This is a genomic window from Streptosporangium sp. H13245, from assembly GCF_055690525.1.
On record NZ_JBSZKT010000006.1, the window covers coordinates 225,742 to 249,097 of the forward strand.

Consider the following 23,356-nt stretch of genomic DNA (forward strand, 5'->3'; position numbering starts at 1 on the left):
ACTCACCGGATCACCACCAGCCGTCGTTCGAGCCGCCCGGTGACGAAACCGGCGCAGGCGGCGATCAGCGCGTACGCCAGGCCCGCCCCGACGAAGATCGGGATGGGTTGCGCCTCGGTGAGGTTCACCCGGTTGGCCGCGGCGGTCAGGTCGACCACGCCGACCGCGGCGGCGAGCGAGGTGTTCATCGTCAGCGCGATGAAGATGTTGCCGACCGGCTGGATCACCGTGCGCAGCGCCTGCGGCAGGACCACGTGGCGCAGGGACTGGCCGAAGGTCAGCCCGAGCGCGCGGGCCGCCTCGCCCTGCCCCGCGGAGACCGCGTTGACGCCGGAGCGCAGGGCCTCGGCGATGTAGGCGGCCTCGTAGAGCGCGATGACGATCATGGCCGTCACCAGCAGGTCGGCCTTGAGCCCGATCTCGGGCAGGCCGAAGACGGCGAGCACCAGCAGTACCAGCAGCGGCAGGTTCTGGAAGGTCTCCACGTAGGCCGTGCCGATCCCGCGCAGGACGCCGACCGGGCTGACCCGCATGGCCGTGATCACAAGCCCCACCACCGCGGCGCCGGCGAAGGACGCCGCGGTCAGCTGGAGGGTGACGACCAGTCCCTGCCACAGCTCGGGCAGGTGATCCAGGAGGGCGGACATCAGGACCCCGGCACCGAGCCGATCTGCGGCGGGGTGGGAGCCTCGCCCTGGACGACCGTGCCGAGGGAGTTCTTCCAGGTCTTCTGCCAGAGGCCGTCGGCCTGGATCTTCTTCAGCCAGTCGTTGACGAACTTCTTGAACTGGTCGTCACCGTGCTTGAGGCCGATGCCGTACGGGTCCTCGGTGAACGGGCTGCCGACGACCTGGACCGAGGTGTCCTTCTGGGCGTTGGCGACCAGGAGCGTCTCGTCCTGGACGTAGGCGTCGCCGCGTTCCTGCTTGAGGGCCTGCATGCACTCGGGGTCGCTGCCGAACGTCACGATCTTGGCCTGCGGGGCGAGCTTCTTGATCGCCGGGATGGCCGGGGTGTTGGCTCCGGCGATGACGGTCTTGCCGTTCAGGTCCTCGGGCTTGGCGATGCCCGTGGTGCCCTTCCTGACCGCGAGGCTCAGCCCGGAGGAGTAGTACGGACCGGCGAAGGCGACCTGCTCGGCCCGCTCCGGGGTGATCGTGTAGGTCTGGAAGACGACGTCCACGGTGCCGTTGGAGAGCAGCGCCTCGCGGGTCTCCGAGGCCGAGTTGACGATCTTCACCTTGGGCTCGCCGATGATGTACTTGGCGAGCGCCTTGCCCATGTCCGCGTCGAACCCCTCGACCTCGCCGGTCGCCGGGTTCTGCTGCGACAGCAGCGGCGCGTCGAGCGACCCGCCGACGATCAGCTCGCCGCGCTGCTTGATCTTCTCCATCGTGGAGCCGGGCAGGATGTCCGCGGCGGCCGCGACCGGCGCCGAGGCGATCAGGTCGCTCCCCTTGTTGGCCTCACCCGGTACGGCCGGGCTCGCCGAGTCCGTACCGGCACAGGCCGAGAGGCCGAGCATGGACACAGCGGCGACAGCGGCCAGCCGCTTCATGGACACCATCGGGCCCACCATCTTTCTGGAACTTCTGGATCGTTTTCGATCAATGAGTGAGAACTTTGGCCAGGAAGTCCCTGGCACGGTCGGTCTGGGGAGCCTCGAAGAAGGCGCGGGGCTCGCCCGTCTCGACGATCTGGCCGGCGTCCATGAAGACCACGCGGTCGGCGGCCCTGCGGGCGAAGCCCATCTCGTGGGTGACGACGACCATGGTCATGCCGTCGGCGGCGAGCCCGACCATCACGTCCAGCACCTCGCCGACCATTTCCGGGTCGAGTGCCGAGGTGGGCTCGTCGAAGAGCATCACCTTGGGCCGCATGGCCAGCGCGCGGGCGATGGCGGCCCGCTGCTGCTGCCCGCCGGACAGCTGGGCGGGCAGCTTTCCCGCCTGCTCGCCGATGCCGACGCGCTCCAGCAGTCTCCGCGCCGACGCCTCGGCCTCGGCGCGGCCGTCGCCCAGGACCTTCATCGGCGCGAGCACGATGTTCTCCAGCACGGTCTTGTGCTGGAACAGGTTGAACGACTGGAACACCATGCCGACGTCGGCCCGGAACCGGGCCAGTTCCCTGCCCTCCACGGGGGCGGGAACGCCGTCGACGAGGATGTCCCCGGATCCGGCGGTCTCCAGCCTGTTGAGGCAGCGGCACAGCGTGGACTTGCCGGACCCCGAGGGGCCGACCACCACGACGACCTCGCCCCGCGCCACATCAAGGTCGATGTCGCGCAGTACGTGATGATCGCCGAACCACTTGTTCAGCCCTTTGACCTGAATCATTGCCATCTTCCTTCGAAATCGAAGATAAAGCGGAACGTAATGGATGATTCTCATGGAAGTCAACACGTTGCCGTAGTAAGTACAGACGTGGTATTCCTCTAGTTCATGTCAGGCAAAGAGCGGCTGCCGGTACGGGGAGCGCAGGGCGATCTGCTGCGTCTCGTCGCCACCGGCCACGCCGAGTCGCGCGCGCAGCTGGCCCGCATCTCCGGCCTGGCGGCGTCGAGCGTCTCCCTGCGCGTCGAGGAGCTGATCGACACCGGGCTCCTCGTCGAGGAGGGCTCGGGCACCTCCAGCGGCGGGCGGCGGCCCCGGCGGCTGCGGGTCAGCCCGACCGCCGGTCTGCTCGCGGTGGCCGACCTCGGGGCGCACCACGCCCGTCTCGGCCTGCTCGACCTCAGCGGCGTCCCCCTCGTCGTCGAGGAGCGCGCCTGCGACATAGCGCTCGGCCCCGAGACGACCCTCGACTGGATGGCCGCCTCGTTCGACGAGCTGCTGCTGGCCCACGGCCCGCCCGGCGTCCCGCTGCGCGGCGTCGGCACCGGCATCCCCGGCCCCGTCGACCCCGCCAGCGGCCGGGTGGTGTCCCCCTCGCGCATGCCCGGCTGGAACAACTTCCCCGTCGCCGAGCATCTCGGCGCGCGCTACGACCTGCCGGTGCTCGTCGAGAACGACGCCAACCTCCTGGCCGTCGGCGAGGCCCGCTCGTGGCCGGGGCTCGACAACCTCATGGTGCTCAAGGCGGGCAGCGGCATAGGGTGCGGCGTGATCGTCGACGGCCGCCTGCACCGGGGCAGGGGCGCGGCGGGCGACATCAGCCACGTCCGGGTCAGGACCGACTCCTCCACCATGTGCTCGTGCGGCCACCCCGACTGCCTGGAGGCCTACGCGAGCGGCGCCGCGCTCATGGACGCCCTGGCCGGGCTCGGCATCGAGACGCGGCGCCCCGCCGACGTCGTCGCCCTGGTCGAGGACGGCGTGCCCGAGGCCACCGCCCTGGTCAGGAACGCGGGCCGCCTCATCGGCGAGGTGCTCACCGTCCTGGTCAACTTCCTCAACCCCGACGCCATCGTCGTCGGCGGCAGCCTCTCCACCGCCGAGCCGCTGATCTCCTCCATCCGCGCCGCCGTCTACGAGCGCTGCCTGCCCCTGGCCACCCGCGACCTGGAGATCGCCGTCACCCGGGGCGGCCCCGACGCCGCCCTCCTCGGCGCGGGCTCCCTCCTGCTGGACGCCGTCCTCGGCTGAGGACGGCGAGGGTACGAACCACGGCTTTTGTCATGATCTACCGCTTGTGACGCTGTATCTCCCTAGATGTGTGCATATGAGGAATAGGTACTCGTTCCAACCGTGGATTGATCGACGGAGGATCCGATGGTACGAAAGATGATCATCTCGCTGGCCGTCGCCGTGGCCGTGACGGGCGGCACGGCCGGCGCTGCCGTCGCGCCCACCCCGCGGACCGTGAGCCAGCAGGACAAGGACTTCCTCGTCCAGGCGCACCAGGCCAACCTGGCCGAGATCGAGGGGGGCAAGGCCGCCGAGGCGAAGACCTCCAGCACGGCGGGCCGGGAGAGCGCCGAGACCGTCCGCGACCTGGGAGAGAGGTTCGTCATCGACCACACCCAGCTGGACGAGGCCGTACGGAAGGTGGCCGACCGGCTCGGTGTCACGCTCCCCGACCAGCCCACCGCCGCGCAGCGCGAGCAGCTCGCCAAGCTGGAGACACTGAGCGGCGCGGAGTTCGACAAGGCCTGGATCAGCGAGGAGATCGAGGGCCACCGCGAGACCCTCGACGCCATCGAGAAGGAGATCGAGAGCGGCTCCTCCCCCGAGGTGAAGAAGCTCGCCACCGACGCCAAGCCCGTCGTACGGGAGCACATCGACCTGCTCCTGCACGCCAACGAGACCAGCACCCCCACCCCTTCGGAGAGCTGATCCGGAGAGCTGGGACCACCCCTTCGGAGAGTCGAGACGGCCCGGCCGGGACGGGCGCGGGGGCGTGAACCCGCAGGCGGGGCGGGCGAGTACCCTCGTTTCATGGACCGGTCACACCTTGCCAATCTCGCGCACCTGCGCCGGGCGCGAGATCTGATCGACCGGGAGTACGCGCGCCCGCTCGACGTGCCGACGATGGCCCGCCACGCGCTGATGTCGCCGGGCCACTTCTCCCGGGCGTTCCGGGCGGCCTACGGCGAGACGCCGTACAACTACCTCATGACCCGGCGGGTCGAGCGGGCGATGGCGCTGCTGCGCGGGGGCATGAGCGTGACCGACGCGTGCATGGCGGTCGGCTGTACGTCCCTCGGGTCGTTCAGCTCGCGGTTCACCGAGCTCGTGGGCATGCCGCCGAGCGCGTACCGCGCCAGGGAGCACCGCGCCGTGCTGGCGATGCCCGCGTGCGTGGCCAAGCTGCGTACGCGGCCGACCAGGGACCAACAGGTCAGGATCGAAGAAGTGGACCGCGACACCGTCGTCTAGCGTGGTTCACATGACCATTTCACTCCAGTACTGCCACGTCACCGTCAACGACCTGGACGACTCGCTCGCCTTCTACCGCGACGGGCTCGGCCTTGAGGTGCGCAACGACGTCGCCTCCGACGGGTTCCGCTGGGTCACCCTCGGCAGCCCGGCCCAGACGGGCCTTGAGATCGTGCTCTCCGAGCCGCACGCCGGCCGCTCCCGGTCCGACGGCGACGCCCTCCAGGAGCTGCTGACCAAGGGGGTCCTGCCGATGACCGTGTTCAGCAGCGACGACGTCGACGCGGCCTTCGAGAGGGCGCGGGCCACCGGCGCCGAGGTGCTGCAGGAGCTCATCGACCAGCCCTGGGGCCCGCGCGACTGCGCGTTCCGCGACCCCTCGGGCAACATGGTGCGCATCTCGCAGGCCCCCAAGGCGTGATCCCCGCGCGCCGGGGCCGTTGATCAAGGATCCAGCGGATCGACGACGTGCTGTTCACGGCAGGGTCTGTGCTAGACAGGGAGCCAATCAAAGGGAGCTCCCATGGATCAGCTCAGCCTCGGCGTCGTCTCACGATCACGCAAGGAGAACGAGCACCGGCTGGCGATCCACCCGCTGCACCTGGAGCGGATCGACCCCGACCTCCGGGGGCGCGTCTACCTCGAACGCGGCTACGGCGAGCACTTCGGCGTCTCCGACAAGCAGCTGACGCCGTACGTCGCCGGGCTGCTCCCCCGGGAGCGACTCGTCGCCGAGTGCGACGTCATCCTGCTTCCCAAGCCGCTGGCCGAGGATCTCGAAGGGCTGCGTGACGGGCAGGTCGTCTGGGGCTGGCCGCACTGCGTGCAGGACGAGCGGATCACGCAGCTCGCGATCGACCGGCGGCTGACGTTGATCGCCTTCGAGGCGATGAACCACTGGACCAGCGAGGGCGCGTTCAACCTGCACGTCTTTCACAAGAACAACGAGCTGGCGGGCTACTGCTCGGTCCTGCACGCCCTGGAGCTGATCGGGACGACGGGCGTCTACGGCCGGAGGCTGCGGGCGGTCGTGATCAGCTTCGGGGCGACGGGGCGCGGCGCGGTGACGGCGCTCAACGCGCACGGGGTGAACGACATCGACCTCCTCACCTTCCGTGACGTCACCGCGGTCGCCTCGCCGATCCACTCGGCGCGCATCGTGCGTTTCGAGCACGAGGCCGACGACCCCAACCGCAGCTACGCGCTCACCGAGAACGGGCGGATACCGCTGGCGGCCTTCATCGCCGACCACGACATCGTCGTCAACTGCGTGCTGCAGGACACCGACGCCCCGCTGATGTTCGCCAACGAGGAGGACCTGGCCGCCTTCGCGCCCGGCACCCTCGTCGTCGACGTGTCCTGCGACGAGGGGATGGGCTTCAGCTGGGCGCGGCCCACGTCCTTCACGGACCCGATGTTCGAGGTGGGCGACAACGTCCGCTACTACGGCGTCGACCACAGCCCGTCGTACCTGTGGGACTCGGCCACCTGGGAGATCAGCGAGGCCCTGCTGCCCCACCTGCGGACGGTGCTCGACGGCCGGGCGGCGTGGGACGCGGACGACACCGTCCGGCGGGCCATCGAGATCCGTGACGGCGTCGTCCAGAACCCCGCGATCCTGTCCTTCCAGCACCGCTCCCCCGAGTACCCGTACGCGCGCCGCTGACCGGCCCGGGCACGCGCCAACGGGCGGGTCAGCCGTCCCCGGGCGGGGCGGTGGAGCCGCGTACCACCAGTTCGGTGGCGAGTTCGACGTGGTGGGAGTCGACGCGCTCGCCCGCCGCCAGGCGCAGGGCCGTGCGCACGGCGACGCCGCCCATCTCGCGCAGCGGCTGCCGTACGGTGGTCAGCGGGGGTGAGGCCATCCGGGCGACCTGGGTGTCGTCGAAGCCGACGATGCTGAGGTCCTCGGGCACGCGTACCCCCCGCGCCCTGGCCGCCTCCAGCACGCCGAGCGCGATGTCGTCGCAGCCGGTGAAGACGGCCGTGGGGGGCTCGGGGAGGTCGAACAGGGCCGCGCCGCCCGTCACGCCCTCCTGGTAGTGGAAGTGCCCCGCCCGGACGTGACTCGGGGGGATCGGGGCGCCCGCGGCCTCCATGGCGGCGCGGTAGCCGTGCAGCCTGGCCTGGTTGCAGGCGGCGGTGGCCGGGCCGCCGAGATAGGCGATGCGCCGGTGCCCGAGCGCGAGCAGGTGCTGGGTCGCGGCCAGGCCCCCGGCGAAGTTGGTCGAGCCGACGCTGGTGACCCCCCTGGTCTGCGGCAGGTTCAGCGGGTCGATCACGACCAGCGGCAGCCCCGCGCGCGACAGGGCGGTGAGCTGCCCGGCGGTCAGCTCGCTGGTGATGGCGATCACGGCCCGCCGCCCGGCCGTGGCCAGGCCGCGCGCCCAGGCTCCGGCGGCGCGGTCGGCGTTCGTCCGGATGCTCACCACGATCGCCGCGCCGGTCTCGGCCCCGGCGCGCACCGCGCCCTGGACGATCTCGGTGGAGTACGGGTTGAGATCGGCGTCGAGCTCCACCTCGATCGTCGCCGGTACGGTGGCGTCGCCCCGGTCTCCCCGGCGGCGCTGCGACAGCGCGACGTAGTCGTGCTGCTCCAGCAGCGACTCCACCAGGGAGCGGGTCACCGGGGAGACGTCTCCCCGGCCGTTGAGCACCTTCGACACGGTCGCGACCGACACGCCCGCCGAGGCCGCGACCGTGGCCAGCGTGGCCCGTCTAGGACTGGCCGGCATGTGTGCCTCCCTGCTGCGCGGCGGAAGAGCCCGGGATCGGTTCCACGTCCACCCGGGTGACCAGGCGGCGGTCCTGGCCGACGTGGCGCGGCGGGCCGGTCAATCGTACGCGGCCCCGGCAGGGCAGGGCGGAGGCCGACGCGCCCACGAACACCTCAAGATCACCGGGTTCGACGACGCGCCGCAGGTCGCGCCCGGTGAACGCGGTCCGGTCGGCGGGCACGGTGAAGGTCGCCAGGGCGCTCGCGCCGGGCTCCAGCCGGACCCTGGCGAACCCGGTGAGCTGCCGCAGCGGCCGGGTGACCTGGGCGACCACGTCGTGCAGGAAGAGCTGGACGACCTCCTCCCCGGCCCGGTCCCCGGTGTTGCGCACGCGTACCGACACGGTGAACTCGCCGTCGGTGGGCACCTCGGCGTCGCCGATCCGCAAGGAGTCGATCGCGAAGGTGGTGTAGGAGGTGCCGTGCCCGAACGGGAACAGCGGGGTCGGGTCGAGGTTGCTGATGCCGTGGCTGTTGGAGCCCAGCGGCGGCTGCAGGTAGGTGCCCGGCTGCCCGCCGGGGCCGCGCGGGATCTGCACCGGCAGCTTCCCGCTGGGCTGCACCCGGCCGGACAGGACCCCGGCGACGGCCGCCCCGCCCTCCTCGCCGGGCATGAACGCCTGGACGAGCGCGGCGGCCGTCGCGGACACGCGTCCCAATGCGTACGGGCGGCCCGAGACGACGACCACGACGACCGGTGTGCCGGTGGCGGCCAGCTCGGTGAGCAGGTCCTCCTGTACGCCGGGCAGCCGCAGGTCCTCGGCGTCGCAGCCCTCGCCCGACGTCCCGAGCCCGAACATTCCCGCCAGGTCGCCGACGACGGCCACGCACACGTCGGACTCGCGGGCCGCCCGCAGCGCGGCGGCGAAGCCGGAGCGGTCGTCGCCGCGTACGTCGCAGCCCGGTTCGTGGACCAGTTCGGCGCCGGGCAGCTCGGCCCGCAGCGCCTCCAGCAGGCTGGGCGCGGCCACGCCGAGCCCGAGGCCCGGGTGCCGGGGCAGCACGTGGTTGGGGAAGGCGTAGCAGCCCATGAACGTGCGCGGGTCGTCGGCGGCGGGGCCGACCACGGCCACCCGGCGCGGTTCTGGGCGTCCCTCGCCGAGCAGCGGCAGCGCGGTGCCCGCGTCGAGCAGCACGATCGAGCGTTCGGCCAGCTCCCTGGCGAGTGCCCGGTTGGCGGGTGAGTCGAAGTCCACGGCCGACGCCCCGGCCACCGAGCTCTCCGGCGTCCAGTCCGGGTCCAGCAGCCCGAGCTGCACCTTCTGCGTGAGCAGGCGCCGGGCGGCCCGGTCGACCAGGGACTCCGGCACCTCGCCGCGCCGTACCCGCTCGGCGAGGTGCTGGCCGAAGCCGAGCGTGTCGGGCAGCTCGACGTCGACGCCCGCGGTCAGCGCCTGCACCCCGGCCTCGCCGGTGTCCGCGGCGACCTGGTGGGTCGTCGCGAGGAACGGGATCGCCCAGTAGTCGGACACCACCGTGCCGGTAAACCCCCACTCCTCGCGCAGCAGGTCGGTCAGCAGCCACGCGTCGGCCGCGGCGGGGACGCCGTCCACGTCGGAGTAGGAGTTCATCACCGAGCGCGCGCCGCCCTCGACGATGGCGGTCTCGAACGTCGGCAGGATCATGTCCATCAGCTCGCGCCGGCCCATCGGCACCGGGCCGTGGTTGCGGGCCGCCCGGGAGGCGGAGTATCCGGCGAAGTGCTTGAGCGTGGCGATGATCCCGGCGCCCTCCAGGCCGCGCACGTAGGCCGCGCCGAGCGTCGCGACGAGGTACGGGTCCTCGCCCATGGTCTCCTCGACCCGGCCCCAGCGGTAGTCGCGCACCACGTCCAGCACCGGTGACAGCCCCTGGTGGACGCCCACGGCGCGCATGTCCCGCCCGATGGCGGCGGCCATCCGCTCGACCAGGTCCGGGTCGAACGTCGCGCCCCAGGCGATGGCCGCCGGGTAGACGGTCGCGCCGTAGGTGGTGAAACCGGTGAGGCACTCCTCGTGGACCAGTGCCGGGATGCCGAGCCGGGAGTGCTTCACCACCTCGGACTGCAGCCGCACCACCTCCGCGGCGCCCTCCGCCGCGCTCACCGGGGCGCTGCCGAACACCCGTGTCAGGTGGCCGAGGCCGTGGCGGATCGCCTCCTCGAAGGGCACCCGCCCCGAGGCGGCGAAGACGTCCTGCATCGGGGCCACGTTCGCCGTGCCCTCGGTCTCCTTCGCGGGCTCCTTCTCGGGCTCCCCCTCCTGGTCGGCGCCCATGTCGTTGCCGAGCCACCGGCTGCCGAGCTGGCCGATTCTCTCCTCCAGGGTCATCTCCTCAAGGAGGGCCTCGACCCGGTCGGCCACGGGGAGTGCCGGGTCCTGCCACGGGCGGAGGATCCGGCCCGCCGCTGAGGTCCCTTCTAGCGCCGTCATCTGCTCTCCTCAGGAAAAAACCCGTTCCGGCAATCGTCCGAAACTTTTCGGCGTGTTGCGGAAGTGCTATCCGAATCCTGGCATACCCAAGGTGACCAGGAAAAGTCCAGATGAAAGTGCCTTACATACCTCGCATATCACGCTCGTCCCGGCGGGGAGCACCCCCTTGACAGGCTAGTAGCTGAAATCTAAATTGACGTGCCACGCGGTCTATTTCGGAAATGTTTCGACATGCCGGGCTCACGGGGCGGACGCCTGGCAGCGGAGGTGCCGATCCACGACCGACGGCCACCGCCACTGATGTTTCACATGGAGCCTCGCCCGGTCCGGGCATTCGACATACGGAGATCAGCGTGGAGTCAACGACACCATCTCGCCGCACCTTCCTCGCCCTTTCCATGGGCATTCCGCTGGGGGCCGCGCTGTCGGCCTGTGGCACGTCCGGTCCCGTCCCGGCGGGCACGACCGGCGGAAACACCGCGAACGCCAAGAACGCGGCCAGCTACTGGTTCCTGTCGGTCCAGCCGCAGGAGGGCGTACGCACCAGGGCGGTGGAGCGGTTCAACCAGGCCAACCCCAACGGGCAGATCACCTTCACGGCCCTGCAGAACGACGCGTACAAGACGAAGATCAAGACGGCGATCGGGGCGGGGCAGGCGCCCACCATCATCTGGGGCTGGGGCGGCGGGACCCTGCGCACGTACGTGCAGGCCGGTCAGGTGGAGGACCTCACCTCCTGGTTCGGGGAGAACCCCGCCGTGAAGGACCGGCTGTTCGCCTCCTCCTTCGGCGCGGCCACGATCGACGGCAAGATCTACGCGATGCCCGCCGAGACCATGCAGCCCATCGTCCTGTACTACAACAAGAAGATCTTCGAGCAGGTCGGCGTGGAGCCCCCCGAGTCGTGGGGCGACATCATGGCCCTGGTCCCCAAGTTCAACGCCGCGGGCGTCGCGCCGTTCTCCCTGGGCGGCCAGTCCCGCTGGACGAACATGATGTGGCTGGAGTTCCTCTTCGACCGCATCGGCGGCCCCGAGGTGTTCCAGGCGGTGTTCGACGCCAAGAAGGACGCCTGGTCCCACCCCGCCGCCCTCGACGCCCTGACCAAGCTGCAGGACCTCGTCAAGGCGGACGGGTTCATCAAGGGCTTCTCCTCGATCACCGCCGACTCCAACGCCGACCAGGCCCTGCTGTACACCGGCAAGGCCGCGATGATGCTGCACGGCGGCTGGACGTACGGCAGCATGTCGACCGACGGCGGCGACTTCGTCTCCGGCGGCCACCTCGGCTACATGAACTTCCCGCCGGTCGAGGGCGGCAAGGGCGACCCCAGCAACACCGTCGGCAACCCCGGCCAGTACCTCTCGATCTCCTCCAAGGCGACCCCCGAGCAGAAGGAGATCGCGAAGAAGTTCTTCGCGACCGCCGTGCTCAACGACGAGGACGTCAAGGAGTGGGCCGGTACGGGCGCGGTGCCGATCGTCAACGGCGCCGACAGCGCGTTCGCCACCGCCAAGGACGCGGACTTCCTGAACTTCGTCTACGGCATCGCCAGCAACGCCAAGTCCTTCGCCCAGTCCTGGGACCAGGCGCTCAGCCCCACCGCGGCCGAGGTGTTGCTGGACAACATCGCCAAGCTGTTCCAGCTGTCGATCACGCCGCAGCAGTTCGCCTCCAACATGAACGCGGTCATCGGCAGTTGAGCGCGCTCGCCACCCCCGCGCGGAAAGGGACGCCGCCGGCCGCCGCGCGAGGGACCCGGGGCGGCGTCCTGCCGTGGCTGGCCGTACCGGCCCTGGTGATCTTCGTCGCCTTCGGGGTGATCCCGCTGGTCGGGGTCCTGTTCCTCAGCTTCACGACCTGGGACCAGCTCGGCGACATTCAGATGTCCGGGTTCACGAGCTGGCGGGCCGTGCTCGGCGACCCCGGCCTCCTGCACGCGCTGTGGGTGACGCTGCTGGTGATGGTCGCCTCCTGGGCGGTGCAGACACCGGCCAGCATCCTGATCGGGGTGTTCCTGGCCGGGCGGCAGCGCTACCGCTCGCTGCTGGCGGTGCTGTACTTCATCCCGCTGCTGCTCAGCTCGGCCGCCATCGCTATCGCCTACAAGGCGCTGCTCGACCCCAACTTCGGGCTCGGCGCCGGACTCGGCGTCGACCTGCTCGTACAGGACTGGCTCGGCGAGCCCGTCCTCGCCTTCAGCGTCGTGATCTTCGTGGTGTCCTGGCAGTTCGTCCCCTTCCACTCGCTGATCTACCAGGGCGGCGTACGGCAGATCCCGCGCTCCATGTACGAGGCCGCCGAGATCGACGGCGCGGGCCGCGTCCGCAGGTTCTTCAGCATCACGCTGCCTCAGCTCAAGTACACGATCATCACGTCCTCCACCCTGATGGTCGTCGGGTCCCTGACCTTCTTCGACCTGATCTTCGTGCTCACCGCGGGCGGCCCCGCCGACGCCACCCGGGTGCTCGCCCTGGACATGTACAAACGCGGGTTCCAGGCCAACCTCATGGGACCGGCCAGCGCCATCGCCGTCATCCTCGTCCTGGTGGGCCTCGCCCTCGCGCTGCTGCTGCGCCGGCTCGGCGGCACCGACGCCAACGCCAGCCAGATGGAAGGGGCCTGAGCATGAGCCTGACCCGGACCACGGGACCCGAGCGGACCGAGACCGTCGGAACGGAGCCGCGCGGGCGACGGCCCCGGGCGGGCGGCGAGCGGCGGACACTCGGCGAGCGCCCCAACTGGCTGGGCGGGGCCGCGGGCTGGCTGTGGCTGGCGGTCGTGATCGTGCCGATCTACTGGATCGTCATCACCAGCTTCAAGGAGCAGAGCGGCTACTACGCCTCCAACCCGCTGGCGCCACCGGCCGAGCCGACCCTCGACAACTACCGGCTGGTCGTCGAGTCCGACTTCCCGCTGTACTTCCTCAACAGCCTCATCGTGACCGTCGGCGCGGTCGTCCCGGCGGTCGCGGTCGCGTTCATGGCGGCGTACGCGATCGTCCGGGGCGGCACCTTCCGCTTCCTGCGCGGGGTGAACGCGCTCTTCCTCATGGGCCTGGCCATCCCGTTGCAGGCGACCATCATCCCGATCTATCTGATCATCATCAAACTGCGCCTCTACGACTCGCTGACGGCGCTGATCCTCCCGTCGATCGCCTTCGCGATCCCGCTGTCGGTGCTGGTCCTGACCAACTTCATCCGCGACGTGCCCAAGGAGCTGTTCGAGTCGATGCGGCTGGACGGCGCGGGCGAGCTGACGACGCTCTGGCGCCTGGCCCTGCCGCTCACCATGCCGGCCGTGGTGACGGTGACGATCTACAACGCGCTGACGATCTGGAACGGGTTCCTGCTGCCGCTGATCCTCACCCAGAGCCCCGACAAGCGCACGCTGCCGCTCGCGCTGTGGACCTTCCAGGGGCAGTACAGCGTGAACGTGCCCGCCGTGCTCGCCTCCGTCGTGCTGACCACGCTGCCCATCCTGCTCCTGTACATGGTCGGCCGCCGCCAGCTGCTCAGCGGCCTGACGGCCGGTTTCGGCAAGTGACCGCCGCGGCGCGGTGACCGGCGTCCGTCTTTTCGGCCACCGCCGTTCCCCCCGGGTACGGGAGCGGCGGCCGGGGGACGGCGGAGCCCCTCCACCCGTGCGGGTGGAGGGGCTCAGGGGAAGGGAATCACGGGGGGAAGTTGCCGTTCTTGGCCACCGGCAGGGCCAGCTGGCTGGCACCGCTGAGGACGGCCTGCTCGATCGGGAGACCGGCGAGGACGGGGTTGATGTGCCGCAGGGTCAGTGAGACCGCGGGCAGCGCCGGGGTGGAGATGTCGAACTTCTCCAGGTCGATCCACCGGATGATCCTGAACACGTCGTCCGGGATGGTGTCACCGGCCTTCTGCACCGGGACGCACAGCTGGCGGGCGTTGAGGACCCGCACGGCGTGCGTGGGGATGATCGGGGTCAGGACGGGGTTGAGCTGGCGCAGGGACAGCTGCTGGTTCAGCGGCTCGTTGGGGGTGATGCCGTAGCACTTGAGGTCGATGTGCCGGACGAGCGACAGCACCTCGGCGGGCGGGGCCACGTTGTTCTTGATGACCGGCACGCACAGCTGCTGCGGGGTGTTCAGCGAGACCTGCGTGCGCGGCAGGCTCTGGAACAGCGGGTTGAGGTGGCTGAGCACCAGACCCGTGGTCACCGTGGTGCCGGAGATCTTGTAGCAGGCCAGGTCGATGAACCTGATGAAGTCGAGCGCGGGCGACGGCGGCAGCTGGTTGTTCTTGGCGACCGGGACGCACAGCTGCTCGCGCTGGCCGAGGAGGACGGTCTCGGTCGGCAGGTTGGCGAGCACCGGGTTGATGTGCCGCAGCGTGAGCGTGGCGGCGGGCGGCTGGTACGGGCTGGTCTTGAAGCACTCGAGGTCGAGGAAGGCGGTCAGATCCTTCGGCGTCGGCAGCGCGAGGGCACTGGCGGGCGGCACGCTGAGGAACGCCACGGCGAGCACCGCGGCGACGGCGGCTACGAAGCGCCGGATCATCGGTTTTCTGCGCCCGTGAATTCCGATTACGGATCGGTCCATTGTGGCTCCACAATCTGGGGGGTAAGCCTTCTTAACGCTGAGTGTGTGCCGCCACGACCGGACTTTCAATATAGCCGACACTTTTTGTTGTACGCAGAATTCGGACCGGCAATTCAAGGAGTTATCATCAGGCATAAACGCGCTGTTAGATCACCGGCAATCGGAACACGATGACTTTGTCGATGACCTATCAACCCGGCTGCCCGGATCGCCGAAAATACCCTCTGAAGTGGGTTGACACGAGAACAAACTCCCGGTAATACGACGGTCGACCATGATCTGTCATCTCGGCCGGAAAGCGCGGCGGCGAACCCGGAAAATCAAGGTCGCCCGCGGGAGTGCGCCTTAACCGGAATAACGGGTCCCCTTCACGAACGCCGCCCCTGATCGCCGGAAAGCGTCCCGGCGGCCTTCCCGTCACCCGGCGAATGACACGTTCGGCGGATCTCCATTACCGGATCATTGAACCGGCCCGGTAATACCGCACGGCCGTGCGCCCGTAGACCTGCCGGGGCCGGGGCCGGTGCCGACGTGTCCAGCCGTGCGGTCCGGCCCTCCGGACGCGAAGGGCCGCGAACCGGCGGAGGCCGCCAAGGCGTCGCGGCCGGTTCGCGACCGATCGCGGCCACGGGTACGTCAGGCCACGGGTACGTCAGCGGGCCAGGGGCCGGGGGCGGTTCCACCACAGGGAGAGCGACAGGGCGGCGGCGATGAGGGCGGCTCCCCCGGCGGCGAAGGCGGCGGCCGTGTCGACCCGCTGGTGGACGACGGTGAAGCTGCCGGGGAGGGCGTCGAGGGCGCTGTTGAGCTGGGCGGCGTTCTCGGCGCGGTGGTAGGAGCCGCCGGTGGTCTGGGCCATCTGTTTGAGCCCGGGCTCGTCGATGGTGTGGAGGCCGCGCCCCCTGTCGAATCCGCCCCGGCCGCCGAACCCGCCACCCCCGCCGCCTCCGCCGCCGAAGCCCCGGCCGTCGAACTGCGAGTTGTCGCAGACCCTCGGGGCCGGGTTCGTGGTGCCGAAGCCGATGGTGAAGACGCGGACGCGGCGCAGGGCCGCCTCCTGGGCGGCGAGCTTCGGGTCCACGCCCTGGGTGTTGGCGCCGTCGGTGAGCACGACGATCGCGGCACCGGCGTAGCCCGTCCCGCCCTCGGCGGGGGTCGCCCCGGTGGAGGCGACCGACGGGTCGACCTCCGCGATCGCGTCGATCGAGGTGAGCACGGCCTGCCCGATCGCGGTGCCACGGGACACGGTGAGGCCGTCCAGCGCCTCGATCAGCGAGTCGGTGTCGTCGGTGGGCGGGACGAGCAGGCCCGCGGTGCCCGCGAAGGTGACCAGGCCGATGCGCGGCCCGCCCCGCTGCGACTCGATGAACTCGGCGGCGGCCTTCCTCGCGGCGGTGATGCGGTTGGGGTCGACGTCCGTGGAGCACATGGAGCCGGAGGTGTCGAGCGCGAGCAGGATCGTCACCGACGTCTGCGGCACCGGGACCGACGCCTGCGGCCGCGCGGCACCGACCGCGAGCAGCGCGAGCCCGGTCATGAACAGCGCCGCGGGGATCCTCCGCGTCCAGCGCGTACGGCCGGGAAGGGCGCCGCGAACGAGCGCGATCGAGGTGACGCGCACGACGGCCCGCCTGCGGCGGCGCCGCGCCCACTCGCGGATGGCGAGGATCAGCGGGATGACCAGGATGGACAGCAGCGCCCACGGCCACGAGAACACCATTCAGATCACCCGTCCAGACCGGAGCACGGTGAGCGCCGCGCCCGCGGTGAGCAGCGCGAGGGCGAGCCCGATCAGCCCGCCCGCCAGGGGCAGCGGCTCGTCGGAGACGGTGAGCCGCAGGTCGATCGTGTCGGCGATCCCGTCGAGCCGCGCGGTGTCGGAGGCGGGGTGGTAGGTGCCGCCGGTGGTCTGCGCGATCACGGTGAGGGTCTCCTCCTCCAGCGAGGTCCGCAGGTGGTAGCCGTCGACCTTCACCGTCGCCCCGTCCGTGGTGCCGACCCCCACGGTGTGGATGTGGACCCCCGCCCCCTGGGCCAGGGTGGCGGCCTGTTCGACGTCGGCGCCCTGGTTCTGGCCGTCGGAGAACATCACGATCGTCGCCGACGGCCAGTAGCCGATGTCGGGCGCGGCGCCGTCGCGGCCGACGGCCACCCGTTTGCCGGTGATCGCCGACAGGGAGGCCGTGATGGCCGTCCCCAGCGAGGTGCCGCCGGTGATCCTCAGCCGGTCGATGGCCTTGAGCGCGACGGAGTGGTCGGCGTCGGGCCGCGCGGTGGTGAGCGCGCCCCGTTCAAACGCGACGACCCCGATGTCGACGCTGTCGGGCTGCGCCGCCACGAACGCGCGGGCCGCCCGCTGCGCGGCCGCCAGCCGGGTGGGCGCGACGTCGTCGGCGCCCATGCTGTTGGAGACGTCGATGGCGAGGATGACGGTGCCCGCGGTCCTCGGGACCGGCACCATGGCCGCCGGACCGGCGACGGCGATCGCGAGGACCCCGACACCGGCGATCGTGAGGCCGGTTCCGAGGTACGCCCGGCGGCCACCGGGCGCGGCGAACCCGGCTGCGGCGAGGGCTGCCGTCCGGCGGCGCGCCGAGACGACGGCCGCCCAGGCGAGCGCCGCCGTGAGGAGCAGCCCGATCACCAGCAGCGGCGAGGAGGACAGGGTCACGAAGCCTCCTTCACCGGCATCGGATGGCCGTCGGCGGGCTCGACGACCTCGGCGGGCTCGGTCATGGCGACCGGTCCCCGGTCCTGGCGACGACCTCGACGAGCGCCTCGGCCAGGTCGCGGCCGGTGTCGACGTGGTGGACGGGCACCCCGGCCCGGCGCATGCCCGCCTCAAGCCGGGCGTCGCGGGCGTCGACGGCGGCGCGCAGGCGGACCCGCAACAGCGGGTCGGCGGAGTCGACGACGAGCTGCTCGCCGGTCTCGGCGTCCTCGACCACGATCAGCCCGGCTTCGGGCAGCACGTCGTCGGCCGTGTCCACGATCCGCAGGGCGACCACCTCGTGCCGCCTGGCCAGGCGCTGGAGCGAGCGCTCCCAGTCGCCGTCGCCGATGAAGTCCGACAGCACGACGACGAGCGCGCGGCGGCGCGCGAGCCGTCCGGCCGCGTCGAGCATCTCCGCCAGGTCGGTGGTGGTGGTGCCGCGCGCCGTGGAGGTGCGTTCCAGCTCGGCGCCGATCCGCAGCGCGTGCCGCCGGGAGGTGCCGGGCGGCACGACGCGCGGCGTCCCGGTGTCGAACAGCAGGGCGCCGACGCGGTTGCCGCCCCGGCCGAACAGCCGGGCGAGGACGAGCGTGAGCTCGGCGAGGACGTCGTGCTTGCCGCGCCCCGGCCGTCCGGCCGCCATCGACGCCGACCGGTCGAGGACGAGCCACACCGTCAGCTCGCGGTCCTCGGTGAACACCCGCAGGTGCGGCGCGTCCAGCCGCGCGGTCACGTTCCAGTCGATGTGCCGGGCGTCGTCGCCGTCGCCGTAGGCGCGCAACCCGGTGAAGTCGATCCCGGAGCCTCGGTGCGCGGTGCGGTGGGCGCCCTGGAGCCGGCCGTCGAGCCTGCGGACGACCTTCCACTCCAGGCGCAGCAGGAGCCTCTCGGGGGCGGTGGCCATGGCCGCTCAGCGATTCTGCAGGACGACGTCGGGCGCCCGGACGGCCCCGAGCACCCCGGTGACGATCGTGTCGGCGTCGACGTCGTCGGCGAGGGCCTCGTAGGACAGCACGACGCGGTGGCGCAGCACGTCGAGCGCGAGCTCGGACAGGTCGTGCGGCAGGACGTAGGAGCGGCCGCGCAGGAACGCCAGCGCGCGGGCGCCCGTGACGAGCGCGATGGACGCCCTCGGGCTCGCCCCGTAGGTGACGTACCGCTCCAGCTCGCCGAGCCCGGCCATCGCGGGGGAACGCGTCACCGAGACCAGCCGTACCGCGTAGTCGACGATCGCCGGGTCGACGTACACCTGCCGGGCGCGGGCCCGCATCGCGACCAGGTCCTCGGCCGTCACCATCGGCCGCGGCGGCTCGGGCGGGCGCAGCGCCCGTACGACGATCGCCTGTTCCTCGGCCTGCGTCGGATAGTCGACGACCACCTTCATCATGAAACGGTCGACCTGCGCCTCGGGCAGCGGGTAGGTGCCCTCCGACTCGATCGGGTTCTCCGTCGCCATGACCAGGAACGGCTCGGGCACCCGGAACGTCTCACGGCCGATCGTCACCTGGTGCTCCTGCATCACCTCCAGCAGGGCGCTCTGCACCTTGGCGGGGGCGCGGTTGATCTCGTCGGCCAGCAGCAGGTTCGCGAACACCGGGCCGAGCTCGGTCTTGAACTCCCCCGAGTGCTGGTGGTAGACCCGCGTGCCCACGAGGTCGGCCGGTACCAGGTCGGGGGTGAACTGGACGCGCTGGAAGCTCCCGGCGATCGCGGCGGCCAGCGACCTCACCGCGAGCGTCTTGGCCAGGCCGGGCACGCCCTCGACGAGCAGGTGGCCGTCGGCGATCAACGCGACGGCCATCCGCTCCAGCAGCACGTCCTGGCCGACGATCGTGCGTTTGACCTCGAACAGGACGTGTTCCAGCGGATGGGCCGACTCGGAGGGGGTGGTCGAGGTCATATGGTGTTCCTTCTCGTGACGCTTCGGTCAGATCTGGGGCCCGTCGCCCGGTGGCCCGTCGCCGTCGCCGCCGCCCAGGGCCGCGCCGATCGGCACCGCGAACGCGATACCGGCGAACGCCTCGTCGCCCCCGGGGTCGGCGATCGAGACGACGATCCCGATGACCAGGCCGCGGGCGTCCAGGAGGGGACCGCCGGAGCTGCCCGGGTTCGCGGAGGCGTCGAACTGGATGAGCCCGTTCAGGTCGCCCTCCTTGGCGGTCCGGTTCAGGCCCGACACGACGCCGGTGGAGACGCTGTAGGTCAGGCCCAGCGGGTTGCCGATCGCCACGACGGGCGCGCCCACGGTCGCGCCGCCGCCGAGCGTCGCCGGGACGAGGATCTCCGGCAGCTTCGCGGGCCTGAGGGTCGCGACGTCGAGCTTGGGATTCGACGACGCGACGACGGCCTTCGTCCTGGTGCCGTCGGCGAACGTCACGGTGACGTCCCCGGCGTCCCTGCCCGAGCCCCTGTCGGAAGTGCCCTTGCCCGCGGCCTCCTCGACAACGTGGTGCGCCGTCAGAATCGTCCCGTCCTCGGCCGCGATCACCCCGGTCCCGAGCGACTTCCCGGCCTGGATGACCACCACCGACGGCCCGACCCTCCTGAAGACGTCGGGCACCGTGAGCGTCGCGCTGGGCGTCGGCGTCGCGCTCGGCCCGGACGCGGCCTCCCCGCCGTTCCCGCCGCCTCCCAGCCAGTACGCGAGCAGCGCCACGACGACGAGCGCGCCACCCCCGGCGACGAACCACCGGGTCCTCCCGGCCACGGCTCCCCGAGCCTCAGCCGCGTCGCCCCCCTGCGGCATGCGCTCCATTGCCCCATAGTCATAAATATTTATTGAAAGTGCTACAAAAATCGGCTGAAGACTCCCTGGGAACCGAGGCCCTCGTGATCGCGGGCCTCAGGGCGACCTCCCGGGGGTCACGCCGGGAGCGGCAGATATTCGAACCAGTCGAAGGCGGCCGTGCTGGTGCTCGGGTGGCCGTTGGAGGAGGCGTAGAGACCGATCATCGCGCCGGTGAAGCCTCCGGCCACGGTGGAGCCGAGGATACGGCCGTCCACCGGGGCCGCCAGGTCGGCCCACTCGCCGGGGCGCGGCGCGTAGCGGGCCTGGTAGTCCTGGCCGTGGGCCTCCACCCCCAGCCACAGCGGCCCGGACGGGGCGACGTCCGCGCGGGCCAGGAGGGTGTCCGTGCCGCCGGACCTGCGGGTGAGTTCCAGGCCGTGCGCGGTGAGGAGGAGCGTGATGTGGAAGTCGTCGTTCTGGAACAGCACGAGCCCGGCGCACTCCTTCCCCTCCGGCCGGAACTCCATCACCGTGTGGGCCGCGAAGGCGAGGTGCTCCTGCCGCCGGGCGACCAGGCTGGGCGCGGCCCGCTCGCGCAGGGTCTGCGGTCGCGCTCGCAGGACGAGGCGGCTGTCGGCCAGGTTCCAGTACGGTTCGCGGGGCGTGCGCAGGTGGTTCCACACCGGTGCGAGGCGCGGGGCGTCGAAGTGGTCGCAGGCGGGCGTGGCGGGCCAGCGGCGCGCGGGGGCCGAGGGTGGCGGCGCGGACGGTTCCACCTGGTCGAAGACCGGCCAGTCGTCCTCCCAGCGGACGCGGGTGAGGAAGGTCTCGCGGCCCAGGTTGTAGCCGCTGGAGGCGCGGACGGCGGCCGTCGTGGGCTGGTCGCCGCCGGATTCGCCACCGAAGGAGCCCGCGGGGGAGTTCGCGGAGGCGTCCGCGGGGGCGGGGAGGGCGCCGTAGGGGCGGGTGGCGAGCAGGACCGACCACCACTCGCCCTCCGTGGTCCGTACCAGGTCGGGGTGGCCGACGCTGGTGATGGGGTGACGCAGCCCGAGGTGGCGGTGGGTGAGGACGGGGTTGCGCGGGTTGCCCCGGTAGGGGCCGGTGATCCGCTCGGCCCTGGCGACCATGACGGCGTGGTCCTCGGCGGTGCCGCCCTCCGAGGTGAGCAGGTAGTAGTGGGCGCCGGCCCGGTAGATGTGCGGGCCCTCGCACCAGACGCCACCGCGCTGTACCGCCTCCCAGATGACGTGCTCCTCCCCGGACAGCTTGAGCGTGGCCGGGTCGAACTCGCGCAGCCAGATCTCGCTGTCGCCCTCGTAGCGCCCGGCGGCCTTGAGCCGGGTGCCGGTCATCCAGGCGCGGCCGTCGTCGTCGAAGAACAGCGAGGGGTCGAAGCCACGGGTGCCGGGAAACCACACCGGGTCGCTCCACGGCCCGGCCGGGTCGGTCGCGGTGACCAGGAAGTTGCCCGGCTCGTCCATCAACGTGGTGATCATGTAGAAGACGCCGTCGTGGTGCCGGATGGTGGGGGCGTAGATGCCGCCGGACGGCCGTACGCCGTCCAGGTCGAGCTGGGAGGGCCGGTCCAGGACGTGGCCGAGCTGCCGCCAGTGCACGAGGTCGCGGCTGTGGAAGATCGGCACCCCGGGGAACCATTCGAAGGACGAGGTGACGAGGTAGTAGTCCGCGCCCACCCGGCACACCGAGGGGTCGGGGTGGAAACCGGGGATGACGGGGTTGGTGTACACGGGACCTTCCTTGGTCTGCCTGAACGGTTCTGTCTGAGGCGGTTCTGCCTGAACGGCTTGTCTGAGCGTTCTGCCTGAGCGGTTCTGCCTGAACGGCCTGTCTGAGCGGCCTGTCTGAACGGCCTGTTTGAGCCCGCCTCGGGGTGCCCGGGACAGGGGGCCACGGGGCTTCCCCCTCAGCGCGGGTTCTCGCCGCCCAGGTTCTCGGCGAGCAGGTCCAGCAGCGGCCCGCGCCGGACGCAGCGGGCGAGGGAGAAGGAGTCGGCCAGGGCGACCAGCTCCTCGTCGGAGCAACCGCGCAGCAGCTCCGCGTACTCGGGGAGCAGCGCCTGGGCGATGAGGATGTGCCGGATCAGGTCGTCGGTCTGGTAGCGGGCGCCCCACGGGTAGGGGTCCCAGGACGGGAACTCGGTCTCCATCAGCCGGTGCAGGGGGGCCAGGTCGCTCGCGGACTCCTCCATCGTCGAGCCCCACCGGTCGGCGCCCAGCCGTCCCTTCTTGGCGATGAAGGCGCCGAACCGGCCCATGTACGGCTCGCCCGCGCTGACCAGCCCCTGCAGCCCGACGTCCTTGTAGGTCCACAGCGACCAGCCGGCCCCGTACGAGTCGAAGATCTCCAGCTGGTCGCGGAGGATCTGGTAGCGCTGCCGGTCGATCTGCGGGTCGCCGGTGTAGACGGGGCCGAACTCGCCGACCCAGATGGGGGTGCCGGTCTCGCGCTGGAAGACGGTCCGCCGCTCGAAGGAGCGCTCCAGCTGGTTCCGGTCCACCCACTCGCCCCGGGTGTGGCCCGGGTAGGGGCCGCCGTGCGCGAAACCGGCCAGGGCGTAGTCGTGGCAGACGAAGACCGTGTTCTCGTACACCTCGTGGAAGATCGAGAAGTCGGTGGAGTAGGTGTTGCCGTCCAGGAACAGCACGTGCCGCGGGTCGACGGCGCGGACGGCCTTGACCAGGCGGTCGTAGAAGGGGCCGATGACCCGGCCGCTCTGGTCGCCCGGCTCGTTGATCGGGTTGTACCCGGCCACCCAGGGGTTGTCCCGGTAGCGGTCGGCCACGACCTCCCACAGGTGGACGGCGCGGTCCTGGAAGTGGCGGTGCTGCCAGAACGCGGCGACGTGGGTGGGGTTGTCGGAGTGCCAGTGCTGGTTCTGCGCGCCGGGCAGGGCGTGCAGGTCGATGACGCTGCGGATGCCGTGCTCGGCGAGCAGGGCGATCACCCGGTCCAGGTGGCGGAAACCGTGCTCGACGATCTCGAAGGGGCGGTCGTCGGACTCCAGGTGGCGGTAGTTGATCGGGACGCGGACGCAGTTCGCGCCGAGACCGGCCAGCAGCGCGGCGTCGTCCGGGCCGAAGAACGAGGTGAGCAGGCGCTCGAAGAACAGCTCGGCCCGGTCCTCCCCCAGCACCTCCCGCACGGCCGCGCGCATCGCGGACTCGTTGGCCGGGTAGCCGGTGATGAAGTTCTCCATGTTCAGCCAGCCCCCGAGGCCCACTCCACGCAGCCGTACCGGGGTGCCGGCCGAATCGACGAGACGGGATCCGGCGACACTCAGGGTCATGGTGTCTCACTCTCTCCACAGTGATGGGTCT

General features: G+C 71.1%; 21 protein-coding genes. 8 read left to right on the forward strand and 13 right to left on the reverse strand.

Features of this window, described 5'->3' with window-relative positions; translation table 11 throughout:
* Positions 1-2: 2 nt before the first annotated feature.
* Genes ACW9TB_RS14045 through ACW9TB_RS14055 form a run of 3 tightly spaced genes read right to left on the reverse strand, consistent with a single transcriptional unit; the run spans position 3 to position 2,336 of the window.
* On the reverse strand, positions 3-647 hold the full coding sequence (locus ACW9TB_RS14045; protein WP_472748431.1) for an amino acid ABC transporter permease: 645 nt from the start codon (positions 645-647) through the stop codon (positions 3-5).
* Entirely contained in the window at positions 647-1,567 is a 921-nt protein-coding gene (locus ACW9TB_RS14050) for a glutamate ABC transporter substrate-binding protein (protein ID WP_472748432.1), read from the reverse strand. The genes ACW9TB_RS14045 and ACW9TB_RS14050 overlap by 1 nt, the downstream gene beginning before the upstream one ends.
* A 40-nt stretch (positions 1,568-1,607) precedes the next feature.
* Positions 1,608-2,336, reverse strand: a complete 729-nt coding sequence (locus ACW9TB_RS14055; protein WP_472748433.1) for an amino acid ABC transporter ATP-binding protein — start codon at positions 2,334-2,336, stop codon at positions 1,608-1,610.
* A gap of 105 nt (positions 2,337-2,441) precedes the next feature.
* Here ACW9TB_RS14055 and ACW9TB_RS14060 point away from each other — a divergent pair, with 105 nt between their 5' ends.
* From ACW9TB_RS14060 to ACW9TB_RS14080, 5 genes are all read left to right on the forward strand, one after another.
* Positions 2,442-3,584 (forward strand): ROK family protein, encoded by a 1,143-nt coding sequence (locus ACW9TB_RS14060; protein ID WP_472748434.1) that lies wholly within the window; start codon positions 2,442-2,444, stop codon positions 3,582-3,584.
* Between the two features lie 126 nt (positions 3,585-3,710).
* Positions 3,711-4,274 carry a DUF4142 domain-containing protein gene (locus tag ACW9TB_RS14065; protein ID WP_472748435.1) on the forward strand — a complete coding sequence of 188 codons (564 nt, stop codon included), beginning with the start codon at positions 3,711-3,713 and terminating at the stop codon, positions 4,272-4,274.
* 102 nt (positions 4,275-4,376) lie between these two features.
* The gene (locus tag ACW9TB_RS14070) at positions 4,377-4,817 is read left to right on the forward strand and encodes a helix-turn-helix transcriptional regulator (RefSeq protein ID WP_472748436.1); all 441 of its coding nucleotides are present in this window, start codon (positions 4,377-4,379) and stop codon (positions 4,815-4,817) included.
* A 10-nt stretch (positions 4,818-4,827) separates the two neighbouring features.
* Positions 4,828-5,238 (forward strand): VOC family protein, encoded by a 411-nt coding sequence (locus tag ACW9TB_RS14075; RefSeq protein WP_472748437.1) that lies wholly within the window; start codon positions 4,828-4,830, stop codon positions 5,236-5,238.
* A 102-nt stretch (positions 5,239-5,340) separates the two neighbouring features.
* A complete protein-coding gene (locus ACW9TB_RS14080) occupies positions 5,341-6,483 on the forward strand; it encodes a N(5)-(carboxyethyl)ornithine synthase (protein WP_472748438.1) in 1,143 nt (380 codons plus the stop codon).
* A 28-nt stretch (positions 6,484-6,511) separates the two neighbouring features.
* Here the strand turns inward: ACW9TB_RS14080 and ACW9TB_RS14085 are convergent, their stop codons facing one another.
* Together ACW9TB_RS14085 and ACW9TB_RS14090 are read right to left on the reverse strand one after the other, a co-directional pair.
* Positions 6,512-7,552, reverse strand: a complete 1,041-nt coding sequence (locus ACW9TB_RS14085; protein WP_472748439.1) for a LacI family DNA-binding transcriptional regulator — start codon at positions 7,550-7,552, stop codon at positions 6,512-6,514.
* Entirely contained in the window at positions 7,536-10,004 is a 2,469-nt protein-coding gene (locus ACW9TB_RS14090; RefSeq protein WP_472748440.1) for a beta-xylosidase/alpha-l-arabinosidase, read from the reverse strand. Before ACW9TB_RS14090 ends, ACW9TB_RS14085 begins: the two co-directional genes overlap by 17 nt.
* 353 nt (positions 10,005-10,357) lie before the next feature.
* On the opposite strand from ACW9TB_RS14090, the gene ACW9TB_RS14095 reads away from it, so the two are divergent.
* From ACW9TB_RS14095 to ACW9TB_RS14105, 3 genes are read left to right on the forward strand one after another with little or no spacing between them, the layout of a single operon-like run.
* Entirely contained in the window at positions 10,358-11,707 is a 1,350-nt protein-coding gene (locus ACW9TB_RS14095; RefSeq protein WP_472748441.1) for an extracellular solute-binding protein, read from the forward strand.
* Positions 11,704-12,630, forward strand: coding sequence for a carbohydrate ABC transporter permease (locus ACW9TB_RS14100; RefSeq protein ID WP_472748442.1), 927 nt, complete (start codon positions 11,704-11,706; stop codon positions 12,628-12,630). Before ACW9TB_RS14095 ends, ACW9TB_RS14100 begins: the two co-directional genes overlap by 4 nt.
* Positions 12,631-12,632: 2 nt before the next feature.
* Positions 12,633-13,550 carry a carbohydrate ABC transporter permease gene (locus tag ACW9TB_RS14105; protein WP_472748443.1) on the forward strand — a complete coding sequence of 306 codons (918 nt, stop codon included), beginning with the start codon at positions 12,633-12,635 and terminating at the stop codon, positions 13,548-13,550.
* A 127-nt stretch (positions 13,551-13,677) separates the two neighbouring features.
* Here the strand turns inward: ACW9TB_RS14105 and ACW9TB_RS14110 are convergent, their stop codons facing one another.
* The 8 genes from ACW9TB_RS14110 to ACW9TB_RS14145 all read right to left on the reverse strand — a co-directional run bounded on the left by ACW9TB_RS14110 (position 13,678) and on the right by ACW9TB_RS14145 (position 23,325).
* Positions 13,678-14,532 (reverse strand): hypothetical protein, encoded by an 855-nt coding sequence (locus tag ACW9TB_RS14110; protein WP_472748444.1) that lies wholly within the window; start codon positions 14,530-14,532, stop codon positions 13,678-13,680.
* 694 nt (positions 14,533-15,226) lie between these two features.
* Positions 15,227-16,294 carry a VWA domain-containing protein gene (locus ACW9TB_RS14115; protein WP_472748445.1) on the reverse strand — a complete coding sequence of 356 codons (1,068 nt, stop codon included), beginning with the start codon at positions 16,292-16,294 and terminating at the stop codon, positions 15,227-15,229.
* The gene (locus ACW9TB_RS14120) at positions 16,295-17,245 is read right to left on the reverse strand and encodes a VWA domain-containing protein (protein WP_472748446.1); all 951 of its coding nucleotides are present in this window, start codon (positions 17,243-17,245) and stop codon (positions 16,295-16,297) included.
* Positions 17,246-17,306: 61 nt separating this feature from the next.
* On the reverse strand, positions 17,307-18,191 hold the full coding sequence (locus ACW9TB_RS14125) for a DUF58 domain-containing protein (protein WP_472748447.1): 885 nt from the start codon (positions 18,189-18,191) through the stop codon (positions 17,307-17,309).
* Between the two features lie 6 nt (positions 18,192-18,197).
* Positions 18,198-19,187 carry an AAA family ATPase gene (locus tag ACW9TB_RS14130; protein ID WP_472748448.1) on the reverse strand — a complete coding sequence of 330 codons (990 nt, stop codon included), beginning with the start codon at positions 19,185-19,187 and terminating at the stop codon, positions 18,198-18,200.
* A 27-nt stretch (positions 19,188-19,214) separates the two neighbouring features.
* Positions 19,215-20,042, reverse strand: a complete 828-nt coding sequence (locus ACW9TB_RS14135; protein WP_472748449.1) for a S1C family serine protease — start codon at positions 20,040-20,042, stop codon at positions 19,215-19,217.
* A 107-nt stretch (positions 20,043-20,149) separates the two neighbouring features.
* Positions 20,150-21,766 (reverse strand): glycoside hydrolase family 43 protein, encoded by a 1,617-nt coding sequence (locus ACW9TB_RS14140; protein ID WP_472748450.1) that lies wholly within the window; start codon positions 21,764-21,766, stop codon positions 20,150-20,152.
* A 176-nt stretch (positions 21,767-21,942) separates the two neighbouring features.
* Complete coding sequence (locus ACW9TB_RS14145; RefSeq protein ID WP_472748451.1) at positions 21,943-23,325, reverse strand: glycoside hydrolase family 5 protein; 1,383 nt, start codon at positions 23,323-23,325, stop codon at positions 21,943-21,945.
* Between the last annotated feature and the right edge of the window lie 31 nt (positions 23,326-23,356).

Coding starts and splice junctions, on each gene's coding strand:
- ACW9TB_RS14070 (WP_472748436.1), top strand. CDS start 4,377: ATGGACCGGTCACACCTTGCCAATCTCGCGCACCTGCGCCGGGCGCGA.
- ACW9TB_RS14065 (WP_472748435.1), top strand. CDS start 3,711: ATGGTACGAAAGATGATCATCTCGCTGGCCGTCGCCGTGGCCGTGACG.
- ACW9TB_RS14055 (WP_472748433.1), bottom strand. CDS start 2,336: ATGATTCAGGTCAAAGGGCTGAACAAGTGGTTCGGCGATCATCACGTA.
- ACW9TB_RS14060 (WP_472748434.1), top strand. CDS start 2,442: ATGTCAGGCAAAGAGCGGCTGCCGGTACGGGGAGCGCAGGGCGATCTG.
- ACW9TB_RS14075 (WP_472748437.1), top strand. CDS start 4,828: ATGACCATTTCACTCCAGTACTGCCACGTCACCGTCAACGACCTGGAC.
- ACW9TB_RS14125 (WP_472748447.1), bottom strand. CDS start 18,191: ATGGCCACCGCCCCCGAGAGGCTCCTGCTGCGCCTGGAGTGGAAGGTC.
- ACW9TB_RS14110 (WP_472748444.1), bottom strand. CDS start 14,532: ATGATCCGGCGCTTCGTAGCCGCCGTCGCCGCGGTGCTCGCCGTGGCG.
- ACW9TB_RS14145 (WP_472748451.1), bottom strand. CDS start 23,325: ATGACCCTGAGTGTCGCCGGATCCCGTCTCGTCGATTCGGCCGGCACC.
- ACW9TB_RS14085 (WP_472748439.1), bottom strand. CDS start 7,552: ATGCCGGCCAGTCCTAGACGGGCCACGCTGGCCACGGTCGCGGCCTCG.
- ACW9TB_RS14130 (WP_472748448.1), bottom strand. CDS start 19,187: ATGACCTCGACCACCCCCTCCGAGTCGGCCCATCCGCTGGAACACGTC.
- ACW9TB_RS14090 (WP_472748440.1), bottom strand. CDS start 10,004: ATGACGGCGCTAGAAGGGACCTCAGCGGCGGGCCGGATCCTCCGCCCG.
- ACW9TB_RS14135 (WP_472748449.1), bottom strand. CDS start 20,042: ATGGAGCGCATGCCGCAGGGGGGCGACGCGGCTGAGGCTCGGGGAGCC.
- ACW9TB_RS14050 (WP_472748432.1), bottom strand. CDS start 1,567: ATGGTGTCCATGAAGCGGCTGGCCGCTGTCGCCGCTGTGTCCATGCTC.
- ACW9TB_RS14045 (WP_472748431.1), bottom strand. CDS start 647: ATGTCCGCCCTCCTGGATCACCTGCCCGAGCTGTGGCAGGGACTGGTC.
- ACW9TB_RS14080 (WP_472748438.1), top strand. CDS start 5,341: ATGGATCAGCTCAGCCTCGGCGTCGTCTCACGATCACGCAAGGAGAAC.
- ACW9TB_RS14115 (WP_472748445.1), bottom strand. CDS start 16,294: ATGGTGTTCTCGTGGCCGTGGGCGCTGCTGTCCATCCTGGTCATCCCG.
- ACW9TB_RS14105 (WP_472748443.1), top strand. CDS start 12,633: ATGAGCCTGACCCGGACCACGGGACCCGAGCGGACCGAGACCGTCGGA.